A 21764-nucleotide genomic window follows, 5' to 3' on the forward strand; every position below is an offset into this window, starting at 1 on the left:
GGTACTGCTCCTTTGGTTGGTCAGGTTTCGGTGGCAACACAGAACGGATCACCCAGCCCCTTGGCGTGGTAGGTGATCGTCAAGATGTCGTTGATGTGGCGGATCGTGGCGATGCCGAAGGCCATGGCAAATGCGGCCAGCAATAAGACCGCCTCTGGATCGATCTGGATCATCCCTGTCCTCCCTGGGCGGCGGCCGCTTCGGCGCGGGCGAGGCTTTCAACGGCGCGCGATCCGCGTTCCGCCACATCAAGACCCTGCGCGGCCTCCATTTGCTCTTGCTCGGCGGCCTGCAGCTGCTCGATCTCTTCCGGCGTGTTCAGAATGTCGTCGGGCGCGCCCAAGCCTTCGTGAACACGGCGCACAGCCCGGGGGCCGTTGATCGTGTAACGGGCCCTTGGATCGACTGCGGCGATTTCGTTCGCACCGCGCACGGTATTGAGTGTGGCCTGCGCGGCCTGGGCCTTGTGGGCCTTGGCCAGCGGGGAAACGAACCGGACTTTCAGCTTGGCCCCGGCCGCCATGGGCGGCGCGGGAGGAATGCGGCCTGCCCGCAGCAGTTCCCGGTACCGGCCCAGAATGAACGGCCCCAGAAACTCGGAAGTGACCCGGCTCAGGTTCGGGCCCATCGACTGATCGCGGCGCTCGTCGTTCTTCAGGATCTCGACAACGGATGGCGTAGGCGATCCAACCATGCTGAGCACCGTGTGGTAGAACGCATCTTTGATGGCCAGCCGCCTCTGATCCTGCATTTCCAGTGTGATGCCCACATCAGCGCCGGTATGGATCGGCTTGACCAGCTGGTTACCCCTCTCATCCAATGCGCCAAAGTTCAGCGCGTTTGGATCAAGGCTGACCAGCCCGGCCAGCACGTCGCTTGCACCCATGGCTGGCTCTGCCACCTTTTGGGCAGCTGTCAGCGACGTGCGCGACATTTCGTTGACAACCTGCGCGTCCGGCAGGGCGAACACGCCTCGTCCGAGACCGTAGGTTTCACCTGACCCGGCGCCCCAGCGGCACACGTGATAGGGCATGTCTCGGTAACCGCCCCAGTTGAGCGCGTGTGAGCTCTCCATCAGGACGTAAAGCGAGACGAATTTGTGAACCGAGCTGATGCGGTTGCTGCCCCGGTTAGGATAGCTGGTGTGCAGAAGGTCGAACTTCTCGTTTGGGTTCGTATCCAGCAACTTGCGCGTCTTTTCAGGCAAGGCGTCTTCGCCGAACAGTTCCGCCACGTTCCAAAGCGGCTCGCGATACCAGCGATCGAAATGTGTGACCTCGCCGAAATTGCCGATATCGAAAACCGATTCACGCCAAGGAATAGCCTTCGAGTGAAACAGTTCCGACCCGGCTGCGCGGGAGCTGTAAAACACGCCGTCGCCCAAGCCGATTGCATCCAGGATCACCTCTGGCGCGTCGTTGTAGAAATTATCCTTGGCTGGATCCAGCGAACGGAACACGATTTCGTTTGCCCGGTTCATCCAGGCGAGTGCGTCGGTGTCTTGGCGCCGAAACTCTTCTTCAAAATCGATAGGCGCCCAAACGTTATCGGAGCCTGTCAGCATCGAATAGATTGAAGCCCCGGCCTGATCCAGCGCCATGACGGCCGTTCCGTCATAGCGCCGCACACCGCGCGGCCGACCTTCGGTTTCCTGCTCCCAATCGTCGCGCAACGGGCGCATGAGTTCCGACAATTCCTGCCGCCGCGCCACTACCGGCTCACGCAGCAGCTTGCGCTGTTGCGCGCGATGGATCGCCTTTTTGACTTCGGGATCGGCCATGTCGTTGTTCATGTCAGCCCCCGATCGTCGAGCGATATACAGAGGCCAGCCCACCGCGGCGCCGGATGTTGGATTGGGACGTCAACACGGTGTCCGCGCTGTCGCGCCGCGCGGCCTGACGCCGGGCCTCATCCTCGCCTGCTCGGCGCACCGCGTCGTCATCGATCGTCGGCGGTGGGGCCTGTTGAACGATGGTTTTCGGTGGTGTTTGTGGTTGTTGTGGTAGTTTTGGTCTGGAGAACACTCCGCCCATGGCTCAACTCCTGCTCAGAAAGGAAATTCGTCTTCTCGGCACGGGCGGAGCACAGCGGGCGAGAAACACTCCAAATTCAGTTCATCGTTTCGGCTGAACCACGCGACTTCGATGTCACCACAACAGCCCTGACTCAGAACCGTCATGGAGGTGCCACCGGACTTCAGCTGCACCACATCCCCCTCTTTGAACGGGTTGGCCGCCGCAGCGTCGGCGCAGGTGGCAAACCCATCAGACTTGACTGGCGGTTCTAGGTCCTTCGGCAAGCTGCGGATCCGGATCGTTGGTTTTTTGTGAGGGATGGACATTCAAAATCTCCAAATAACGTGAATATAGGACGCGCCATCTTTGCCGATCGGGCCATAGTCAAAGGCTTCGGCGCCACCCAATCGCTTGATCATGCGGCGCGCGGCGCGGTGATCTTTCAGAACCGGCAGCTGAGCCAGGCGGATCCCGTGTTTCGCGCCAAAGCTGTGCCTGCGCGCGTCCAGATGGTTGTAGACAGCCGGTATCGCGCGCTCGTGCCCCTTGGCTCCGAACAGCGCGAGTTCGGCGACATGGGGCAGGGCACTGCGAAAGGCCAACGCAACAGCAAATGGCTCGGCCATGAGGTCGCGGGCGGGCTGGCGATAAGCAACAAACCCGTCCAGCAATAGCCCCGACGCGATCAGCGTCGCCACATCAGCAGTCAGATCGGCCGGAGTGTGCCAGTCCGGACGCAGGCCGAAAATCTCTGCCCGGTCCAGTTCCGCCAGACTGGACGCGACCGCCAGCACATCGGCGCGCATCTGCCCGGTCCACGGACTTATGGGGGTGAAAGAGACGGTCATGATTGCGTGGCCTCGGAGCTCGTCTCCCGCCACTGCGCCTCGCTATCGCCAAGACGATAATCTAGCTCCGCCTCGGTCTCGGGGGACAGATGCATATCCTTGACAAGCTCTAAGTAAAGCCAATGCCACCACCCCCGGATTTTGGGATCAGGATGCTTGTAACCGATGATTTCAGCGGCGTGCATCAGGTGCAGTTGAAAGTGGTGGGGGAGTTCGTCCAGGCTTTGAAGATAGCCTGCCACGACGGAGTTCATTTTCTCGGTCCAGTCGTGATCCAATCCGGGTGGCCATTCGTAGCTAGGCCCCGTGAAAGAACCACCCCCGGGATCATACGGATTTTCAAAAACGTTATGATCCAAAGCACCCAAAAGGACGCAACGCCGAAACCAACGGACGAGGAACTTGCACGGATGGTACTTTGCAACGCCATCGGGGCCCCGGATCGCAGTCAGCAACACCGTTTGCTGCATACACGTCAGGCTGTGCGTCCATTCTTGCGTCACGACAGTCACGCGCGCCTCCGATAGCTGCTTAGTGGGTCATAGGGTTTGGGCGGCCCGCGACGCTCACGTTCGGCACGGGCTTTCGCCAGGCGTTGCTCGCGGGTTTCCTTACCCCGCACGAGATCCTGCTCACCGCCATTGGCGGCTGCGTATTCAAGGGCGTTGCAAACGTGGGAGGCGGTGCCCTTGTTGGGCTTTTCCTTGTAGGTGATGCCGTGCTGGGAGACCGACGCGACCTTTTCGTATTTGTAATCGCGGGCGAGCCCCTTGATCAGCGTCGGGCAATGTTTGCGGCAGATGCGGAACGCCACACGGCCCTGAACGCGCCGCTTCAGCATGTGGGTCACCGACCCCGTGCGGATCACCAGGTCATTGCCGCAGCGCGAAGACTTCCAAATCAGCTTGGTTACCCGCTTCATGATGTCCTGCCAGCTTTTCAGCTGGTTGGTTTCGGTGTCCTTCTCGCTGCTTTCGAGCGCATTTTCGGTTGCCGGGTCCGAATACGCCTCTTTGGTAAGCGGCAGGCCACGATACCGGGGGCTGTCCAGGCGCACTTTCAGCAGTTCGCCGAAATCCTCGGGCCCGCCGCGCGCCATGACAACCTCTTCGAGACACTGCCACTCGCCCAGATAGTTGCGCTGCATGATGACGGCGGCAGGGGTCAGACCGCCGTCAGCCGCGATGATCAGCGGCACGCCTTTCCATGGGACCAGCTCAGCGTCGGACACGTGATCCTTGTCGCTGAAATCCTCGTAGACGGGCTTGCCGTCGCGCATGAACCCAATCTCGTTATCAACCATGCGCCGGATCCAGTCTGGGTCATCGGCGTTGGCTGCAATCTGGTCGTTGTAGTAGTTTCGCGGCAGGTTGTGCGTGTTTTCGGCTGCAGCGTCCCGCCCGCCTGGCTGGCGGAAGAATTCGACCATTGGCCGTCCGTCTTCGTCCACACCAAGCGGGCGCTCGGTGATGAAATACTCTGTGGTCCAGCTGTAGGGATCGCCGGCATTCCAGTCACAGAACATTTGCCGGTTAGGTGCCCCGCCATGCTCTACCGCCGGGTAGCGGCCCAAGCGGCCAAACATCGCCTTGCGCATTTCCACTGTCGCCGAGGTGGCCTCTGGCAGCCATGCATCTGTGGGGTGAAGGCCCTTTGCCGCCTCGATTGGCGTTTGATCGCCGACCGCGCGAAACCAAACCTCGCACTTGACCTTGTGCGCCTTGCCCTTGTGCACCGCCTCGAACATGAAACTGTGCTCAGCCGGATTATCAACGCCTCCGGTCCACTTGATCTGGAACGCTTTGTCATTTTTTGGGATCCATTCCAGCCAGTCAGGAATGACCTTAGCCCAAAGCTCTCGATAGGTGCGCATCCAGACAATGCAGCGATAACGCGCGATTCCGTCGATTGGGCTGGGCGGCTGCATCGCGGCCTTCATCAAAATCCGGTTGGCGATAACCGTGGTTTTGCCGCCGCCCTGGGGCCCCATGATGCCCGCAATACGCGCACTTGAGTTCATGAACGCCGCTCCAACCGGACCAGGCTTGGTGAACCTGCGGCGGGAAATGACCTCTAACATCCCCGGACCCCGCTATGTCTAAACCCCCCACCCCCCCAGTGGAGCAAAATTCCAGCGCCCAATTCTTGTCTCACAGGGGGCGGAGATGCTTTTCGGCGAAGGGGGTGGGGGGGGCATTTTTGTGGTTCTACCCCCCCACCCTGCGCGTGACGGTCAGAGGCGAACCGTTTCGCGCTGGTGTCCGCGCTTGGGGAAAGCGCGGACAGGTAACCGATTTTGTGAGTGATAACAGAGGCTTGCATCATTCTTTCCGACATCCTTCTTCCGACATCGATTCATGCTCAAGCGTAACCCCTTGATTTTCCTCGCTTTCCCCAATGGCCCGGATTGTGACGCCCGAGGCGTCATCACCGGTTCCGACATCCCCGATGATCACCTGAAACAGGCCGCGCCCGCCCGTGTCGATGGCGGTCGGCTGCTTCTGGTGCAGGTATGGTGCCAGATCACGCTGCGCCTGCTGGATGATCCGCAGCGCATCGACCAGCGAGCACTGCTCCGCGCCGCCAAGCTCGACTTGCAGGTCTTCGGGCGATGCCTGGGCAATCTCTGCCATGCCGATCAGCGGTGAGCGGTAGCGCGTGAGGAGGAACCGCGCCCATTCGTCCGTGCTGCGGTTCTTCGCTCCGGGTGGACGCCCACGCCCGCGCCGCAGGTCGCGGTCTTCCTCTGTCAGATCGCCCACGCCCTGCGGATCAGCGGGCAGGCGACCGAACAGCGAGCCTTGCTCAACGTCATTAGACTGGCTGGGCGCGACGTCCATCGCCGCAGCAAAGCCAGCCGAAAGCCCGGTTGTGTCGGAAGGTCCAGACACCGAATAAACACCTATTATTTTATTGTCCTCAGCACCCACGACACAGCGCGGGTTGCCCCAAGGCTAAAGGCAACCATCACGCCTTTGCAACTACTTTTGGTAGTAGACGGTTGTGAGGGATTAAGGCGCTGATTTCACGAAGTGTTTACCGAAACGTCACAAGCAACCGGGCCATGTAACGACCCCGTAACATAGCTAACCAACTGAAAACAAATAGAAAGAAAATATCCATCACAATGTCACAACGTAACAACAACAACTTACATGCGCGCGCGTGCAAGATCACGGGTGCGCGCCAAGTGACAGCGTAACGCCGTAACGGTTTCCTATTTATCCTGTAAATTCATGGCCTTAGCGCTGTTACGTTGCGCGCGGGTCTTTGTGACGTTGTGACGATTTCCGCCCCGCGACACCTCGGCCTTAGCCCGATGCGTAGCAGCAAGAAGGGGTGCGGGGAAGAGGAAATTTCGGCGCGCCCGATCCCCAGCCCCTGCCGCCTGAGAAAATGTTGCGCGTCCCTCTTGACGTTTGTAATCCATTGGATTATGTCATGGTGCATCGGGACTGCGAACCCCCGACCCACAAGCCAAGGCGGACTGCGAACCCCGCCGCACACAAAGAGGACTTTTCGAATGAAGCATGACATGCCGTTAAGCGCCGCGCTGGACGAGTTGAGCCGCCACGATGTGCCCGCCCACAAAGAGCAGGGTGCAATCGTTTCGAGCAACACAGGCGAAACCATCGCCACCGCTAACAAACACGGCGACGTGTCCCGGCACGCGGTGATGGGGTTTCTCTGGCTGATCAGCTAACCGCAAAGGACTGGACAGAAACCGTCGAAACATGCGCCAATGGCGCGAACAGAAAGGATCATCAATGGCAGACGATGCAACAAACGAATTGCTACTGGAGCATCTGAAAAAGGTGCAGACCAAGCTGAGCGACATGCACGGCGACATTACGGACGTGAAAGCAGACCTGCGCGCGATCAAATCACATATGGCCGGGTTTATGCAGTCGGAAGTCGCACAGGACGGCGCGATAGCACAGATGCAACGGGACTTGGAACGGATCAAGCGCCGCCTTGATCTGGTTGACGAAGGCTGACCCATCGGTGTGGGGCCGCGCTGCGGCCCCCATCCCATGCGCCAGCATGACTAACGGCGGATTGCGAACCCCGCCACCACAAGAGGAAAGAACCATGAAACGCGACATTGAACGCGAGATAACGGACGAAATCATTGCGGCTATGGAAAACGGCACCGCGCCGTGGTCCCCGGACTGGTCCGGCGGCGCCCGCCTCGATCTGCCCACCCGTGCCAATGGAGAAACCTATCGCGGCGTTAACGTGCTGATCCTGTGGACGCACGCCGCCAAGCGGGGGTACGGGGTAAATCGCTGGATGACCTACCAGCAGGCCGCGAAGCTAGGCGGGCAGGTCCGCAAGGGCGAACGCGGCACAACTATTGTGAAGTATGGCACCTATGAGCGCGAAAACGACGCTGGCGAGACCCAGACGGGCCGCTATCTCAAGCGCTACGCCGTGTTCAACGTCCAGCAGATCGACGGGTTGCCCGATGATCTGGCCTATGATCCGGTCAAGGAAATCGACACCGGCGCGCGCCCGATCCCCGAGCTTGAGGCATTTTACAACTCGGTCGGCGCAATCGTCCGGATCGATGGCACCCAGCCGCGCTACGTGCCCGCGCAGGATGCAATCTACATACCCCATGTGCAGCAGTTTGAAACCGCGCACGGCTTTTACGGCACTCTTGCACATGAACTTTGCCACTGGACCGGCCACAAGCGCCGCCTTGACCGCTTCCCCTCTGTCGAACGGGATCAGGATTATGCCTTTGAAGAACTGATTGCCGAACTCGGGGCCTGTTTCGTCACTGCACAGGCAGGCGGAGTAAGGGACACCGACCGCAGCGCGGCCTATATCAAGTCATGGCTACAGGCGTTGCGGAACGACAAGAAATACATATTCCGCGCCGCCGCTAAGGCTCAGCAAGCCGCCGACTTCATCCTGAAAGCCAGTTCTCAGGGCAACAGCCTTGCAGCGTGATCAGGAGGAACCCGCCATGACGGACGCAGCCGAACAGCAGGCCATAAAGGGCCTGATCGATCTGAACTCCCACCCCAAGAATACCGATGTGATGCGCCCAAAATTCATTAACGGTCACATCGTTCTATGTGCCTATCCGCGCGAATTTCCGGGTGCAACGGGCGCGCTCTGGGTCGCCATTGACCGGGGCCGGGACTCCCCCCGCTATGTGGTCGCAACATGGGCGCCCGTTTCGCCCGGCAGTTGGTCATGGGGGCACTATGTCAAAACCGCGCAGCAGGCCCGCGACTACCTCAGAGGCAAAGGCGTGCCGGTTTGACGCATCGGTGCGGGGCTGCACTGTGGCCCCCATCCCATGCGCCAGCGCATGACAACCCGGCGGATTGCGAACCCCGCCACCACAAGAGGAAAGACAAATGACTATCGAACTGAAAAACCAAGCCATCGACCTTGAGAAACTGGACGCCTCGAACGTGAACGTGCGCGGAGTAGGCAGAGGCAAGGCAATCGAAAAACTGGCGGCAGACATTGCCAGCAACGGCCTTATCCAGCCGCTCACCGTCTACAAGGTGGACGCAGGTTATGGCGTCGATGCAGGCCAGCGCCGCCTTGCAGCTATCCGCCTTCTGGCAGAGCGCGACCAATGGTCCGGTCCGGTGCCCTGCCGCGTGATCCCCAAGAGCGCCAGCGAAACCGACCGGCGCGCAATCAGCTTTGCCGAGAATGACGGACAGCTGCCCATGCACCCACTGGACCGGATGCGCGTTTTGGCACAATTCGGACGCAAGGGCATGTCCGGGGCGGATATTGCGGCCCGCTTTGGTCTGACTGAAAAGGAAGTGGCCCAAACCCTGCGCCTTGAACGTCTCGCCCTGCCGATCCGCAAGGCGCTGGCCGAGGATGAAATCAGCATTGGTGAGGCCGTAGCCTACGCCGAAACTACGGACCGCAGCGCGCAACTCGCCCACTTTGAGCGCTACGGCTACGCAAATCCGGCTCAGATCAAAGCCGCAATGCGCAAAGCCGCAGGCCATTCACGCGCGCCAATGACCGAAGGCGCAAAGCTGGTCAGGTTCGTCGGACTGGACGCCTACACCGAGGCGGGCGGCAAGATCACGGGTGACCTGTTCACCGCAGAAGGCGAACGCAAGGTTGACGGGGCGCTGATCCGGTCAATGGCCGAAAGCAAGATGCAAGAACGGCGCGACGCACTCATGGCCGAAACTGGCGCGGATTGGGTGGAATACTCCCTTGATGGGCGTCCGCGCGTGGATTGCTACGAATGGGAAACGCCCGAAGATGCGCCCGTGCCTGTCGGTTTCACGCTGGAAATCGACTGGCGTGGCGAACTCAGCGAAAAAGGCCCCTTGGTTCGGGTCGATGACTATGACGCATGGGAAGCCGCAGAGCGTGGCGGTGCTGACGACGAGACAGGGGACGAAAGCGAGGTCGAAGACAGCGCAGGCACACAAGAGCCTGAGATTGACCCCGAGACGCTGCCCAAGGCCCCCAGCCGCGCCATGAACGAGGATTGCGGCAACGCGCTGACCCACGCACTGCAGTGCCAGCTTGCCATGGACTATGACGCGGCCTTTGATCTGATGCTGGTCACGTTGCTGAACAACGCGGCAAGCAAGATGCACACTGACGCGATCCTGCCCCGCATGGGATATGTGGACGTTCACCCGATACTTGAGGATGAACTTGCCAAGCTGCCCAAGGACTGGACGGATGCATGGGCCGTGATTGCGGGCATGGAACCCGAGGCCAAGAAACAGCTTTTTGCGGCAGTGGTCAGTGGCTTGGCGCGCGCGGGTGCAAATGACTATCAGAACCACCCCAAACCGGAGCCAAAGGCCGAGGCCGTTCGTGTCGGTCAGCGGGTTGGCGTCAACATGCATGACCAGTGGGACGCCGAGGATCGGCAAGCCTATCTCAACCGCATGAGCAAAGCCGATCTGTGCAAGCACGTTCTGCAACTGGACGAGGCCGAAACCGCCAGCGCTATGAACGAAAGCAAGGGCGATCTGGTCGCGCGCGCCATGAAGGCCCGCTGGGTGCCCCATTACTTCCAAGGGCTGGACGCTGACGCCGAGGTGGGCGGAACGCTGCCGATGGCCGCTGAATGATGAAGCGCGGGCGGGCCTAAAGCCCGCCCGATCCTTCATTCCCGCCAAGTAATCTTTAAATCTGGATTGCTGGAATTAAAGCAAACTGCATCGCTACGTGTCTTGCGTCGGACTGCGAACCCCGGCGCCACACACAAGAGGACCGGGCAAATGCCAGACGATGATACAGAAATTATGTGCATTGGCGTTCAAGCCCCGCTTGTCAATCTCAGCCTCCGAACAGCCTTGCCTGGCATGGGCGTGGCCTACGGGGTGGAACGTAAAGCAGGGAGCGCGAGGGTTTATCGGGCAATAGTGCCACTGGATGATCTGCACGCGGCCAATATCGATCCCCAAAAGCGGGAACGATTGGGTAAACTCATCACGCAAGCTGGCTCACCGGTCGGACATGGGGAAGCATCAGACTATTTCCCCGACCTCGATCCCGAGCTATTCGATGACAGTTAGGAGCACGTAACATGAAACTGGAATCGATCGATACGGCACCTAAAGACGGAACCGTTATTGAAGCAACGCACAACCGGGAACCGGGCGGAGAGTTTCGCCCGCTCTACCGGACATTTTGGGGTGTCGGCAAACCGCACACCGTCGAAAGCGATGATGGCACCCCGATACGCGGATATGTTGTCAACTCAGGCAAGCCATGGTGGCTGTCCGAGGGCGGCGAAAAACTTGCGCCAACACCGACGCACTGGAAACCTGATGATGACTGACAGGGGGATAGTTGGGGAGCAGCCTAAGTTTTGCGAACCGACCACCCCCCGGTGCCCCACAAGAGGACGCACGAGTTTTACACCAAAGGACTAACAACGGCAATGGATACACCAGAAGAACGCGCCGCACAGCGCGCCCGGGTTGCTGCCAATTTTCAAGCTGCCTTGGGCAATCAGTGGCAAGCTAAGGTCACACGCGCGCTGGACCTGAAGCGGCAGAACGTCAACCGCATGTTTTCACCCCCCAAAGGGCGGGCGGATCACCCGTCAACTGCGCTCGAAGCGGTGTCCGAATTTCTAGTGGGAACCCCACAAAAGCAGTGGCCCGCACGGTGGCGGGACTGATGGCCGGGGGATACTACGCCGCAATCCAGCTGGGCCCATGCAAGAGACCCTGCAAGGGCACCGTGATAGCCACCGGGACAGCGGAAGAGGTTGAACGGTATTGGATACCCGGCGAAGTCTGTATCGGGTGGTATCCAAATTACGAACCTATCCGCCGCCTGTCGCAAGAGGGGTTGGCATCGGCGCGCAAGAAGCGCCTACGTCGCAAGCTGGAAAAAAAGTTTCCGCTGTTCGCAGATCAGTTTGAGGAAGCCGAACACAGGGCACGGCCCCAGTTCTTTGACGGGGTACGGGACTAACTCACCTGCTCAATAGCTGAAATAAATCCACCAGTCCGGATCGGTGAGGATGTCGCAAAGCTGATTCCACCGCTGCGCGTTACCCGGGAACTCAGCAAGCAGGGCAGCGCGCAGCGCCTCAACATCAGCCGGCCGCTCCCAGAACACATAGTTTTCAGGGTCGCCATGATTACGGCGGATCGAGCCGACGCCCTGCAGGATGCGGCTCAATTCTCGATCACCGTCATAGCGCATGTCATCCCAATCCAGATGAGGTTCACTGGTGACTTCAACCCGGTTGCGCTTGCGCCCGGTGCGGCGCTTAACCTCACGGTACAAACAGACGTGAACGCCCATCACTCATCCCCTAACAGTGCCGCAACCAGGTCGAAGGCAAAGGCCAGAAACATGAAGGCGAAGAAAGCCGCCCAATAGCCCGTACCGAGCGCAGCCGCGCCAGCCATGCCAAGGCAAACGGCCCCTGTTGCCGTGTTTCTCTTAGCCAAGAACCGCCAAATCACCTTGAGCATCACGCCACCCTCTCACAATCCGGCCAGTCCCTGACCATCAGATAGACCGCAAGCGTATGGCCCTGCGGTGTCAGCACAACGCCCCTGCCCCGCCTGCCCTCAACCCATTTGCAATAGCCAATTTCGGCGCATTCCCTACCGGCCCTTGCCATGTGCGGCCCTTCCATCTGCAACGGTCTTGCCTCATAGGCGCTGTAAGCGCGCTTCAAAATCAACCGCTGGGGCCGGGTCATGGCCGCAAGTCGCGCCTTGCATTCTTCATCCGTCCAGTTACGGGCCATCGGTGTTCGCCTCCTTTTCGCTCGGGACTTCGATACATTGATCAATCGGGATCAGGATCGGGCGGCAAGTGCGCCCGCCCAACCTCACCGGTTTCATTGACTTGAATGCGCCGGTTACGCGCTCAAGCGCCTGGACATATGGGTTATGCGCACCGGGCACACCTTCCCAGTCAGATCCGCGGAACAGTTCCAGGACACCCTCACCATCGGGAGCGAAGCCAATAAACACGCCCTCAACATCGCCTGGCTCTCTGTCCAACAGTTCCTTCAGGTCGTAGATCGCCAGCTTGGGTGTCTTGGTCAGCTTAACGGTAGTGCCATCGCGCTTCTGGCCGAACACCGAAACCCCCGATCGCTCCAGATACCGCACTGCATCAAGCGGCTTGGTCGGGTTCTCCATCTCACCCCCGTAGCGGCGGATCGCACACGTGACCAGCTCGGACACCATCATGGTTTCGCCGCCACGCATCGACGGAATCGGGCGGGACATCGCATAGCCGACACATCGGGCAGCATTTGTGCTTTGGGTCTGGGTTTCCTTCAGGTTGACCGGTGACATACCGCCTGCGATTGCGGCCATTTCATCCTCATCCGGCACGCTGTCGCAAAGCATCAGGTCAGCTGCGGCCAGCAGGGTTCCGAACTGGTTGGACGCACGGGCATCATGGCCAAGGCTGCGCAGGTAATCGAACCAGGCACCACGCCGTTCCGGCCATGCGCCCCATTGATCCAGGAATCGGCGCAGCATCGCCCGGCCGACCTCACCCAGGCGCGCCTTGTTTATCTCTGGTTCCTTTGCATCTTCGTGAAACTCAAGCAGGTTCAGCAACGCCAGGCGAGACAGATCCTGCGGCATCAGCGGCGGGATTAGGATCGATCCAAACAGCACCGGGCACATGGCGCGAAACTCTTTGCCCTCATGATCCGCCCCGCCTCGCAACACCATGCCGCCGGAATACGCCTGGCGCGCAAGCTCGATCACAGCTTCGGTTTTCTGGTTTCCTCGCTTGGCTTCAATCTCATCGATCGCAACCGGCAGACTGTCATAGCCGATCTTCTGATACAGGCCCGCCGCCGTGGTGTTGGCGGTCATCAGGATCCCCGAACCAAACACGTGATGGATAACACCGTCCTCACCCACCAGTGAGGACTTTCCCGTGCCCTTCTCGCCCGTCACCCAGACCAACGGGCGAACACGCAGCGCACCGGCCACCATCGATGCCGCGATCCAACCCAACAGCAGGCGCGCGTCAAACTCACGGGCCCAAACCCAGCTTTCCAACAGCGTCAGGAGCTCGGCCGCGGCCGACTTCCCATCAAGCGCATCCTTTTTCTTGGGCGGTGCCGGCTCCAACGAACGCACCGCGGCCGGGTAGATGTAATTGCCAACCATGCCGGCGGTGCGCTGGCTGCCATCTGACAGGTGCAAAGCGTTACCGGAATGGATGATCAAAGCACCGTCGGTCTGTTGCCAGGCACCGCGGCCTCGCACATGATCCACCGGGTTCCAGAGCCCGCGCCTAGCACACGCTTTCATCAAGCTTTCCTGCGCCTTGGTTCCGTCCCAGCCGTTCACGGCTGCAACACCGTCCTCAATCTTTTTGAAGGTGGGCCAGAGCTCGTAGAGCCAGTTGGTTTCGCTGCCGAACAAATGCAGGATCATGGCCCGGCTTACGTCCTTAGCCGCCAGCTCCCGCAATTGCTTATGCGCATCGAGGAAGTAGAGCCGGTTTCCGGATGTGCCCAGGGCTATCACCGGCGCATCAGGCGGCAGTTGTTTGATTTCCGGCACGCCACCGCGAATGATAATTCCGCCCTCAGCTGCACCCGGTGCTCGCGGGCGGGGATCCGGGGCCGCGATCGGAGCTTGTGGCTTTTCAATCTCGGCGTCCAACGCGGCTGCAACCGCGGCCTCCCCCTCAGCAAAGTCAGTGTCGGCCACGTGTTTTCCCCTGCAATAAATCGTTCCAGTCTGCAAATTCAGCGGGCGGCCGCAGCGCGCGCACCACATGCCCTTTGTTTGTCAGCGCCTCGATGGCGCCCGCCCTGCCCGTCTCGGGATCCCCGTAAATTTCGGCATGGGCCTTGGATCCCGGCGGGTCGTTGTTCACGCACAGCATGACGTGACACCAAACAGGCAATTCGATCCGGGCGAAGTTGCCGGAGTAACCGACAGCGCCAACGCGCCAGTCAGGTTTGACCAAGGCAACGGACAAGCCTTCCTCGATGCCCTCACCAAAGGCGACCAGATCCCCCTCTTCGATGTCCTTCCAGCGGGCATCCGATTCACCGCGTTGAATGGGAATGATCGCGCCGGGCCAGCTGCCCAGCGTCGAGCGCGCCGCCTCGATCGGGGCCTTTATCACGCGCCCATCGGATGATCGGGCAAGATACGTTCGGTGTGTTGCGACCAGGTGCGGATCTCCGAGACGCCAGAGGGACGCCACCATTGCCGGGTACTCTCCCTTGCGCTCACGACACCAGACCTCAGAGGAAAACCGCAGAGCGCCTGGCACACGCGCCAAGCGGTCAAGGTCAATGGCCCTGCCCTGCAGATAAGTCTCAGCCATTGTACCCTTGATTGGCTTTGCGCTGTGCCAGACCCCTGATGCCTGCCGGCGCCGCTTGGCGTCCAGTTCCTCAGCCTGTCGCTCTTGCTGCTCGCGTCGCTCTTCGGCCCGCTTCGCCTCAAGCTCGCGTTCCTGGTCCGTCATGCTGTCCATCCCGAGATACCCCCGGGCCCAGCTGATCGCTTCGCGAAACGAGCCGTTGCATAAGATGTGCTGGATAGCTCCAAGCAAGTCCGTACCCTTATCGGACTGGCGAAAGTCGGTATAGACGCCCCGCTTTGGCCCGGTCAGTCTGATGGATTGCCCCCCGCTGGAACCCGCCCGCCAGTCGTGCCCCTCGCGCCGGCCTTCAGGCAACAACCGCTCGGCAAGATCCTCAACACGATCGTTCAGCCGGTCGATGATGATGCGCTTGTCTTCTTCCTGCCGGCGTTTCCAATCGGGATCCGGCCTGATTGGTCTCTTGCGGCTACCCATTCTCAGCCCACAGTTTCCAGGTCAAAGAAGTCATTGGCGGTCACCCACCCGTCCGTAATCTTGTAAATCGCCTGCATCCGGATCTTGCTTGGGATCATGTCAGTGGTGCGGTATCGCTGCACAACGGGAACGCTCACTGGCTTTGCTTCGGGATCGTCGCGCTGAATCGCCCCTGTCATCAGATCCGCAACTTGCCGATCTGACAGACCGTTCGCCTCCGCCCATTCGTTCAACTTCATATACTCCTCTCCTAATACTTTTAGTAGTATTTAGTAGTGGATCGCATTTTCTAAGGATAAGCTCAACAGTTGTTTGTTACTACTAATTGTAGTAAGGGGGTTTGGAGGTCTTGGAGGAAAGGATTAATTATGAGCAAGGCAAACCCCCTGAAACAGCAAAGGCTGGCCAGTGGTTTGACGCAGTTGGACTTAGCCGAAAAGGTCGGCTTCTCCCAACAACTCATCTCAAAGCTGGAACGGGACAAGGTTACCCTGACGCCAGCACACGCTACGAAACTGGCAAAGGCACTGAACTGTCTGCCGGCCGCCTTATATCCTGCCCTTGCACTGACACCGCAACCGGCCGGAGAAAACGAACAGGAAATTCAGTTGTTGGTTGCCTACCGCACAATGTCGCCTGAAAACAGAGAGATCCTTTTCGCAACCGCTCAGATGATGGCAAGCCAACTAAGCAAATCAAACCAGGTTAATGCGAACTAACCCCGCCCCACACGAGGCACAGCCATGACCAGAAGTATTGAACACCGCGCGCGGCACACGCCGCGCGTCTCCCTCAAGGGCAGTCGTATCTACTGGGAACCTTCGGCCTCCCTGCGCCGCGCCGGTTTCAAAGGCGTTCCGCTTGGGCTGTTGTCGATCGACGCGCTTAACCAAGCCGACGCCCTCAACGCCAAGGCCGATGAACATATCGAAACCAGCGATGCCGATCGATCCCGTCCCGACACCATCGCCAGTGTGCTAGATGATTTTGAGGCCAGCGACGAATTCAAGCAGAAGTCCGCCCGCACCCAATCAGATCGCAAACGGTACTACCGCCGGGCCCGCAAGGACATCGGCCACTTCAACGCCCTGCAGCTGACCACCTTACGTATGCAGACTTGGTATCGTGATCTGTCCAAAGCCAGCGTTGCCGATGCGATCGAGCACGTCAGCTCTGTCAAAGTCGCGTTCTCCTGGGCGGTCAGGGAAAAGAAGATGGCAAGCAATCCGGCAACCGATGTTGATATGCCGGCGCGGGAAAGCCGCCAGAGAATTGGCACGCGCGATGAACTCTGGGCCATGGTCAAGGCGCTGGACAGCCTGCAGCTACCGTCAATCTCGGCAATCTCCATCACAACCGCTGGCACCATGCAGCGGATTGGCGACGTCCGGAGCCTGATAACCACGAATGCGCGGGGTGGCCAGCTCTCGCTGATCCAGTCGAAAACGAAACGGCCGCTGACGTTCCGCCTGCACAGCCTTATTGTGGATCGCCTCGGTGACATCCCTAACGACCCTGCCCCACTCTTTCGCTCTGAGCGCACCGGCCGCGCTTGGCATGAGCGCGCCTTTAACCGCGCCTGGTCCCGCGCGCGCGAACTTGCCGCCAAAGAACTGCCTTCACTTATCGGCGCAGACCCCAACGTGAACGAGCATGTCTATCAAGGCGACCTGCAGGCGCGCGACCTGCGCCGGACTGGTATGGTGTGGGCGGCGCAGGCCGGCGCAACCGTTCCACAGATATGTTCGGTGTCCGGCCACTCAATTGAGGAAGGCATGAAGATCCTCGAAACCTACCTGCCGCGCCACCAGCTGCTTGCCGATCAAGCAATTATCAAGATGGACATGGTGAAAACGCCAAGCCTTGACCGAGTAGCGGAGAGCATTGCTATAGCCTTATGACCAGCGCACCATGCAGTAAATCTGGATTTCTTTATTTCTTTATTTCTGTTTTTACAGCTTGCTAGATTGCTGGAATTATAGAAATCTAGATTTCACTTGTAACTTCAACGAGGCGAACAATGATAATTTCATGCATCAGTCAGAAAGGCGGTGTCGGTAAATCGACACTGGCACGCCTGATGGCTGTCGAAATGGCCCGTGCAGGTTGGTCCACTTTGATTGCGGACCTCGATGCGGCACAAGGCACTTCAACCACATGGCACCACAAACGCCAACAAGCCGAAGCCAGCCCCGAGGTGGACGTCATGCGGTACAGGTCGGTGGAGAAAGCCGTGAAGGATTCCGACCGGTATGACCTCACGATCCTGGACGGCCCCGCCCATGCGGAGAAAGGTGGTATCACTATGGCCCGCCACTCCAACCTTATCCTGATCCCATCCGGCTACAGCACCGATGACTTAGAACCACAAGTCAAGGTTGCCTATGAACTGGAAGAGGCCGGCGTGGATCCGGACAAAATCCGGATTGCTCTCTGCCGCCTCAAAGGCAGCAAGAAAGAAGGCGAAGGCGTGCGCAACTATCTTAGACGCGCCCGGGTAAACGCCCTAGATTCAGAACTGCGGGAACTGCAGGTGATCAGGCAAGCCCATATGGCGGGCCTTGCTGCATCGGAAACCACTCACAAAGGCATCAACCAAGAAGCCCACCAGCTGGCCGTAGAGATCAGCCAGCTTTTAACTGCCGGAGACTAAGACATGGCCAAGCGTACAACAGTAGGGGACATTCAGCCGCCAGCGCGCGGTGAGAAAAAATCCGTCAAGATGTTTGACGCCTCGAAAGAAGGCGACACCACCCAGCTAAGCAACAGGATCAATAGCGGCCATGCGCGCTATCTCCGATTGCTGGCCGCCAGCACTGGCAAGTCACAGAAGGAATTGCTTGAACAGGCGATAGACCTGTTACGCGCAGAGGCGGGAGAAATCTAGCATTCTGTAATTCTTTATTTCTGTAATGCCAGCAATAAAGATTGCTGGCATTCTTTTTTGCTTTATTTCTAGTGTTCAAACAAATCCGCACTGGGTGCCACATCCTCAGCCGTACCGTTCAGCCTGGCACGCCTGCCGACCTTTGGGCGCTTCAGTTCCTGATAGGCTTCCTTGCGCGCATTCACATCCTTGTCCCACCAGCTGATGCACACATGTGTCACGCGCCGGCCGGTTCGGCGCGGCTGCGCTACAACACCAAAGGGCGCGAGCGCATTGACTTCAACCAGGGCAGGGGCAATTGCCTTGCGGTTCAGATTGCCAAACACCCCCAGCTTACCTTCCTCAACGCCCAAAAGCTCGCGAAACGCGTCAAGCTCAAACACCTCCATGGTCATATGCGACAGCCGGACACGCCGCGCCACAGCCTCATAGAGAGCCAAAGCGTACTTGGATGTGAAAGCGTGCAGGATCTCCAATTCGAGCCTGGCATAAACCGTGCTGTCCGCCAACGCTGCAGCCAGGCGGGCAGGGAAGGTGTAGGTCAACACGCCACGTGGGCGGTTGGGATCCGTGAGGTTGTTGTCACCCAGCAGCTGCGCCCGGTCCGTTGAGCCATCCGGCTTACGGATATAGACAACGGTTTTCATCAACGCCTCGATAGAGCCGATCAATCGATCGTTGTTGTCATGTGTCCCGCGAAGATCAGACAACGGAATCTGAAACTCCTTGGCTTCACTGGCAAGGTCCGGACCAAATGCATTTCGAAGCAGAATATTAAACAGGCGACGATCCGACAGAGACAGGCTGGATGCGCCTTGCACCTCGATCAGCTCAGCCGGCTTAACCATGTCATGTGGGTTCTGCGGAACGTCAAGCGTTCTAAAACTATTACCTTTGGGGCGGTTCATGGCTGCTCGATCAGTTATTATTACCTCGATCTATGCTCATAAGTAATAGTAAAATGGGGGTACTATCAAGAGATAGTGTCACTACCGAATCACTACCACAATGGATCGCAAAACCGCCCCAAAGGTAATTCTTAACCGCCCCAAAGGTAATAGATAACCGCCCCAAAGGTAATCGTGAGTTGCCCCAAAGGTAATAGTTAACAGATTTATCCTATACTTTTCAGTGCTTTGCGGCTCCTGAATATTGAATCAGAATATATAGAATAAGGAAAGGCCTGTGGATAAGTCAGATCGTGTCTACTCTACGAGGAGAATTTGGCGCACAGTATCTAGCTTTGCATTGGCGCATAGCCGACCGTTCTTCTCAGCTGCAGCCGCAGCCATCACTTGACCCTCTGATTTTGGCTTAGGCCCCAAGTAACCCTCACAGCCCCGCAGAAGATCATCAGGAACCAGTGGGGTAGGGAGCTCACCAGGAGGCAGCCTAAGGCCACAGGCGGTCAACAGCATTACTGAGAAAAGAAGAAAGCGGTGCATCATACCCCTCCATCTGACCAAGCTCTGAAATCAAAGCGCGGTACTGGGCCTCCCGATCCTCGGACTGGTCGAGATAAATCCTGTGAACCGCAAGCGCATCTTCGGCTTGTTGAAGCGCGAGTTCTGCCGCGTGACGAGATCTCTTCTCTAGCTCGATAGTATGTTGAAGATCCGCGTTGTCCTGGACAAGATCGAGCAGCCACCAAAATGCAAAGAGAACTGCCCCGGCTATCGCCAGCGTCGGCAGATACCGCAGAACGGCAGGGAAACCGCCGAACATCAGGCCGCCATAGGCAGGTCCATGTACCTGCGCACCATTTCACGAAGGCGATCGCCAACCTCGATCGGATCACCGGGTCGCTCCATACCGGGCAGCCAAGTAATGTCCCATTTCCAGCGTTGCCGCACACCCAGCGTCGGCTGGATTTCCGCATGACTCAGCGTCGAATAACGCGACACTGGAATGCTATACATCTGGCAATAGTACGCAGTACGTTCAGCCAGACGATCAAGTTGCCTTGGAGTCATGGGAGCGGTGCCGGCATAGAACGGGCTCTCGTTTGCTTCTGCCATGCAGTCAACAGCCAAACCGATTGCGCCGGTATTGCAGTTCTTTGTATGTGAAGCCGCCTCACGGAACTTGTAAGTCGCCTGTGCAATAGGTGGAAACGTGCCCTCGTACACCTTGGCGTCATGATCGATCAATTCGTTATAGCTGTCGCGCTCAACGTCAATGATCCCAACGGCCCCGGCCGTCCAATGCCAATGGATGCGGTGCAGCCCCGATGGATGGAACAGCTGTATCACGTTATCCACACCACAGTGGGCCATTGCGGCACGTAAGGCGGCGTTCGTGCGCTTCCCGCGCGCACCATCGATAGGGCCGGGGTGAAAGCCCAGAGCGGCGCATCGGGCCTGCTTGTCACGTGTTGTGAGTCTCATTTTCTGTCCTCATCTTGGGGAACTTTTGCAACAGCCCGGATGATCTGCATGACCAGGCGCCCAACAGCCTTCTCCTCGATGCCAAGCGCCAACAGGCCGCAAACGGCATAGGCCCACCAGGGCGGTGCCTTTGCCATCAGGTCGAAAGCGTAATCTGCGGTGAACAAAGCGATGATCGCGATGACGGCAACGACGCGAAGCCACGAAAAATTGCGGCCTTCAGCCATATCCAAGCACCCGAACCAATCCCCAGACCAGCAGGAACAGCAATGCTCCGCCAAAACTCGTCGGGGCCATGACAACAGCCAACGTCAGAGGCACTGCCACGTGCATGAGATCGGCGCGGTTTCGCCCCCGATCCAAGAAGGTGTTCATCCTCTCCCACCAGATGCGACGGGAGAGGATCGAAAACAGATCAGACAGGATGCGCTTTATGCGGGCCAATGCTGGTCCTCCGCATAGTCTGCCGGGATCCCGGACGGGTTGTCTTTCAGATCCCACGACTTCCCGAAGACGCCACCAACAAACTGACCGCCCGCTAACTGCAACATCAGCATTTGGTACGGCGTCACGAGACGTATCATGTTGTCGTTGCACCGATACTGGATTGTAGCGGGTGCGTCTTGCAGCGCGCTTTTGATTGCCGGGTCAGACAGTAGTGTTTCGATGATAATTCCAACCGACAGGCCAAGGTGATTGATCATTGTCTGAAGGTCGCCCGAGACAGGGATTGGTTCGTCAACGCCTTCGACAGAAAATTCCGAGCCTTCGATAATGCGTTTGTCTCGCTCCCGGTTGACGTCCTTTGGCTTCGGCAACCGCTCTTCTGCGGTGCTTACATCAAATGCCGCAACTTCGGCGGGCGTCATGAGAGAACGTTTCCCGTTGACCATTTTGTACTGGTCCATAGCTACCTCTTCTTTCCAAACACACGGAGAGATCCAGAGTGCCAAGCCGTCGCGGTCATGTAGAAACGGATGCCGTTTATGGGCAAAGGGTTCACGATATCATGCGAAAGAACTCCGTGCTGCAGCGGAGACACCGACGAGTTCTGATGGTAGGATACGAAGGTTCTCGCAAAACCGCGGACGTCGCGCCCAGGGTCGAACAATTCAAATGTGCCGCTAATCCCACTGGGCAAGATGTCGCCGAACGGCGAAAATGGAGTATTTTGCCCGCGAACCTTGGAGACGGTAAGCGACCACGAGGTTTCGCGTTCGACGGCATTAGTATCGGCAGTCGTTCTGTACTGGAGCCCGTCTTCGTAGCTGATACCACCGTCGTTTGAAGTTCTCGCGCGCAGAGTTTCCCCACTAAGTTCGGGCAAGGCATTTTCAAAGACAAA

At 58.6% G+C, this 21764-nt stretch carries 34 protein-coding genes; 13 read left to right on the top strand and 21 right to left on the bottom strand.

Annotated elements, in window-relative coordinates; all coding sequences use genetic code 11:
* Window positions 1-20: 20 nt before the first annotated feature.
* The 8 genes from Q1B13_RS24070 to Q1B13_RS24105 form a co-directional block, all read right to left on the bottom strand.
* The gene (locus tag Q1B13_RS24070) at window positions 21-173 is read right to left on the bottom strand and encodes a hypothetical protein (protein ID WP_299085179.1); all 153 of its coding nucleotides are present in this window, start codon (window positions 171-173) and stop codon (window positions 21-23) included.
* Window positions 170-1792 carry a portal protein gene (locus Q1B13_RS24075; RefSeq protein ID WP_299085176.1) on the bottom strand — a complete coding sequence of 541 codons (1623 nt, stop codon included), beginning with the start codon at window positions 1790-1792 and terminating at the stop codon, window positions 170-172. Before Q1B13_RS24075 ends, Q1B13_RS24070 begins: the two co-directional genes overlap by 4 nt.
* 1 nt (window position 1793) lies before the next feature.
* Window positions 1794-2033, bottom strand: a complete 240-nt coding sequence (locus Q1B13_RS24080) for a hypothetical protein (RefSeq protein WP_299085173.1) — start codon at window positions 2031-2033, stop codon at window positions 1794-1796.
* A gap of 14 nt (window positions 2034-2047) precedes the next feature.
* Window positions 2048-2341, bottom strand: coding sequence for a DUF2158 domain-containing protein (locus Q1B13_RS24085; RefSeq protein ID WP_299085171.1), 294 nt, complete (start codon window positions 2339-2341; stop codon window positions 2048-2050).
* On the bottom strand, window positions 2342-2863 hold the full coding sequence (locus tag Q1B13_RS24090) for a hypothetical protein (protein ID WP_299085166.1): 522 nt from the start codon (window positions 2861-2863) through the stop codon (window positions 2342-2344).
* On the bottom strand, window positions 2860-3375 hold the full coding sequence (locus tag Q1B13_RS24095; protein WP_299085164.1) for a hypothetical protein: 516 nt from the start codon (window positions 3373-3375) through the stop codon (window positions 2860-2862). Before Q1B13_RS24095 ends, Q1B13_RS24090 begins: the two co-directional genes overlap by 4 nt.
* Window positions 3372-4883, bottom strand: a complete 1512-nt coding sequence (locus tag Q1B13_RS24100) for a hypothetical protein (RefSeq protein ID WP_299085161.1) — start codon at window positions 4881-4883, stop codon at window positions 3372-3374. The genes Q1B13_RS24095 and Q1B13_RS24100 overlap by 4 nt, the downstream gene beginning before the upstream one ends.
* A 301-nt stretch (window positions 4884-5184) precedes the next feature.
* On the bottom strand, window positions 5185-5754 hold the full coding sequence (locus Q1B13_RS24105; RefSeq protein WP_299085159.1) for a hypothetical protein: 570 nt from the start codon (window positions 5752-5754) through the stop codon (window positions 5185-5187).
* 632 nt (window positions 5755-6386) lie between these two features.
* On the opposite strand from Q1B13_RS24105, the gene Q1B13_RS24110 reads away from it, so the two are divergent.
* The 9 genes from Q1B13_RS24110 to Q1B13_RS24150 all read left to right on the top strand — a co-directional run bounded on the left by Q1B13_RS24110 (window position 6387) and on the right by Q1B13_RS24150 (window position 11308).
* Complete coding sequence (locus Q1B13_RS24110; RefSeq protein ID WP_299085156.1) at window positions 6387-6566, top strand: hypothetical protein; 180 nt, start codon at window positions 6387-6389, stop codon at window positions 6564-6566.
* Window positions 6567-6630: 64 nt separating this feature from the next.
* Window positions 6631-6861, top strand: a complete 231-nt coding sequence (locus Q1B13_RS24115; RefSeq protein ID WP_299085153.1) for a hypothetical protein — start codon at window positions 6631-6633, stop codon at window positions 6859-6861.
* Between the two features lie 94 nt (window positions 6862-6955).
* The gene (locus Q1B13_RS24120; RefSeq protein ID WP_299085152.1) at window positions 6956-7822 is read left to right on the top strand and encodes a zincin-like metallopeptidase domain-containing protein; all 867 of its coding nucleotides are present in this window, start codon (window positions 6956-6958) and stop codon (window positions 7820-7822) included.
* Window positions 7823-7838: 16 nt separating this feature from the next.
* On the top strand, window positions 7839-8141 hold the full coding sequence (locus Q1B13_RS24125) for a hypothetical protein (protein WP_299085150.1): 303 nt from the start codon (window positions 7839-7841) through the stop codon (window positions 8139-8141).
* A 97-nt stretch (window positions 8142-8238) separates the two neighbouring features.
* Window positions 8239-9951 (top strand): ParB/RepB/Spo0J family partition protein, encoded by a 1713-nt coding sequence (locus Q1B13_RS24130; RefSeq protein WP_299085148.1) that lies wholly within the window; start codon window positions 8239-8241, stop codon window positions 9949-9951.
* Window positions 9952-10101: 150 nt separating this feature from the next.
* Window positions 10102-10398, top strand: coding sequence for a hypothetical protein (locus Q1B13_RS24135; protein ID WP_299085146.1), 297 nt, complete (start codon window positions 10102-10104; stop codon window positions 10396-10398).
* 11 nt (window positions 10399-10409) lie between these two features.
* Window positions 10410-10664 carry a hypothetical protein gene (locus Q1B13_RS24140; protein ID WP_299085143.1) on the top strand — a complete coding sequence of 85 codons (255 nt, stop codon included), beginning with the start codon at window positions 10410-10412 and terminating at the stop codon, window positions 10662-10664.
* 102 nt (window positions 10665-10766) lie between these two features.
* Complete coding sequence (locus Q1B13_RS24145; protein ID WP_299085140.1) at window positions 10767-11009, top strand: hypothetical protein; 243 nt, start codon at window positions 10767-10769, stop codon at window positions 11007-11009.
* The gene (locus Q1B13_RS24150) at window positions 10985-11308 is read left to right on the top strand and encodes a hypothetical protein (RefSeq protein WP_299800631.1); all 324 of its coding nucleotides are present in this window, start codon (window positions 10985-10987) and stop codon (window positions 11306-11308) included. Before Q1B13_RS24145 ends, Q1B13_RS24150 begins: the two co-directional genes overlap by 25 nt.
* A 9-nt stretch (window positions 11309-11317) precedes the next feature.
* Here the strand turns inward: Q1B13_RS24150 and Q1B13_RS24155 are convergent, their stop codons facing one another.
* From Q1B13_RS24155 to Q1B13_RS24180, 6 genes are read right to left on the bottom strand one after another with little or no spacing between them, the layout of a single operon-like run.
* The gene (locus Q1B13_RS24155; RefSeq protein ID WP_299085134.1) at window positions 11318-11644 is read right to left on the bottom strand and encodes a hypothetical protein; all 327 of its coding nucleotides are present in this window, start codon (window positions 11642-11644) and stop codon (window positions 11318-11320) included.
* On the bottom strand, window positions 11644-11817 hold the full coding sequence (locus Q1B13_RS24160; RefSeq protein ID WP_299085131.1) for a hypothetical protein: 174 nt from the start codon (window positions 11815-11817) through the stop codon (window positions 11644-11646). The genes Q1B13_RS24155 and Q1B13_RS24160 overlap by 1 nt, the downstream gene beginning before the upstream one ends.
* Complete coding sequence (locus Q1B13_RS24165) at window positions 11817-12098, bottom strand: hypothetical protein (RefSeq protein ID WP_299085128.1); 282 nt, start codon at window positions 12096-12098, stop codon at window positions 11817-11819. Before Q1B13_RS24165 ends, Q1B13_RS24160 begins: the two co-directional genes overlap by 1 nt.
* Entirely contained in the window at window positions 12088-14040 is a 1953-nt protein-coding gene (locus Q1B13_RS24170; protein WP_299085125.1) for a hypothetical protein, read from the bottom strand. The genes Q1B13_RS24165 and Q1B13_RS24170 overlap by 11 nt, the downstream gene beginning before the upstream one ends.
* Window positions 14027-15145: a hypothetical protein gene (locus tag Q1B13_RS24175; RefSeq protein WP_299085123.1), complete on the bottom strand. Its 1119-nt coding sequence runs from the start codon at window positions 15143-15145 to the stop codon at window positions 14027-14029. Before Q1B13_RS24175 ends, Q1B13_RS24170 begins: the two co-directional genes overlap by 14 nt.
* A 2-nt stretch (window positions 15146-15147) precedes the next feature.
* Entirely contained in the window at window positions 15148-15384 is a 237-nt protein-coding gene (locus tag Q1B13_RS24180; protein ID WP_299085120.1) for a hypothetical protein, read from the bottom strand.
* Between the two features lie 129 nt (window positions 15385-15513).
* Here Q1B13_RS24180 and Q1B13_RS24185 point away from each other — a divergent pair, with 129 nt between their 5' ends.
* From Q1B13_RS24185 to Q1B13_RS24200, 4 genes are all read left to right on the top strand, one after another.
* Window positions 15514-15864, top strand: coding sequence for a helix-turn-helix transcriptional regulator (locus Q1B13_RS24185; protein ID WP_299085117.1), 351 nt, complete (start codon window positions 15514-15516; stop codon window positions 15862-15864).
* Window positions 15865-15888: 24 nt separating this feature from the next.
* Window positions 15889-17046: a hypothetical protein gene (locus Q1B13_RS24190; RefSeq protein ID WP_299085114.1), complete on the top strand. Its 1158-nt coding sequence runs from the start codon at window positions 15889-15891 to the stop codon at window positions 17044-17046.
* 119 nt (window positions 17047-17165) lie between these two features.
* Window positions 17166-17798, top strand: coding sequence for a ParA family protein (locus Q1B13_RS24195; RefSeq protein ID WP_299085111.1), 633 nt, complete (start codon window positions 17166-17168; stop codon window positions 17796-17798).
* Between the two features lie 3 nt (window positions 17799-17801).
* A complete protein-coding gene (locus Q1B13_RS24200; protein WP_299085108.1) occupies window positions 17802-18032 on the top strand; it encodes a hypothetical protein in 231 nt (76 codons plus the stop codon).
* A 68-nt stretch (window positions 18033-18100) separates the two neighbouring features.
* On the opposite strand, the gene Q1B13_RS24205 is transcribed toward Q1B13_RS24200, so the two are convergent.
* The 7 genes from Q1B13_RS24205 to Q1B13_RS24235 form a co-directional block, all read right to left on the bottom strand.
* Entirely contained in the window at window positions 18101-18880 is a 780-nt protein-coding gene (locus Q1B13_RS24205; protein ID WP_299800636.1) for a replication initiation protein, read from the bottom strand.
* 544 nt (window positions 18881-19424) lie between these two features.
* Entirely contained in the window at window positions 19425-19757 is a 333-nt protein-coding gene (locus Q1B13_RS24210) for a hypothetical protein (RefSeq protein ID WP_299085103.1), read from the bottom strand.
* Complete coding sequence (locus Q1B13_RS24215) at window positions 19757-20419, bottom strand: N-acetylmuramoyl-L-alanine amidase (protein ID WP_299085100.1); 663 nt, start codon at window positions 20417-20419, stop codon at window positions 19757-19759. The genes Q1B13_RS24210 and Q1B13_RS24215 overlap by 1 nt, the downstream gene beginning before the upstream one ends.
* Window positions 20416-20646 (bottom strand): hypothetical protein, encoded by a 231-nt coding sequence (locus Q1B13_RS24220; protein WP_299085097.1) that lies wholly within the window; start codon window positions 20644-20646, stop codon window positions 20416-20418. Before Q1B13_RS24220 ends, Q1B13_RS24215 begins: the two co-directional genes overlap by 4 nt.
* Entirely contained in the window at window positions 20639-20863 is a 225-nt protein-coding gene (locus tag Q1B13_RS24225) for a hypothetical protein (protein WP_299085094.1), read from the bottom strand. Before Q1B13_RS24225 ends, Q1B13_RS24220 begins: the two co-directional genes overlap by 8 nt.
* Complete coding sequence (locus Q1B13_RS24230) at window positions 20851-21327, bottom strand: hypothetical protein (RefSeq protein ID WP_299085091.1); 477 nt, start codon at window positions 21325-21327, stop codon at window positions 20851-20853. The genes Q1B13_RS24225 and Q1B13_RS24230 overlap by 13 nt, the downstream gene beginning before the upstream one ends.
* Before the next feature lie 2 nt (window positions 21328-21329).
* Window positions 21330-21764, bottom strand: a 435-nt coding sequence (locus tag Q1B13_RS24235; protein ID WP_299800639.1) for a hypothetical protein, incomplete at its 5' end; no start/stop codon positions are given.

This window comes from uncultured Ruegeria sp. (assembly GCF_947489545.1).
In the GTDB taxonomy this organism is placed as follows: domain Bacteria; phylum Pseudomonadota; class Alphaproteobacteria; order Rhodobacterales; family Rhodobacteraceae; genus Ruegeria.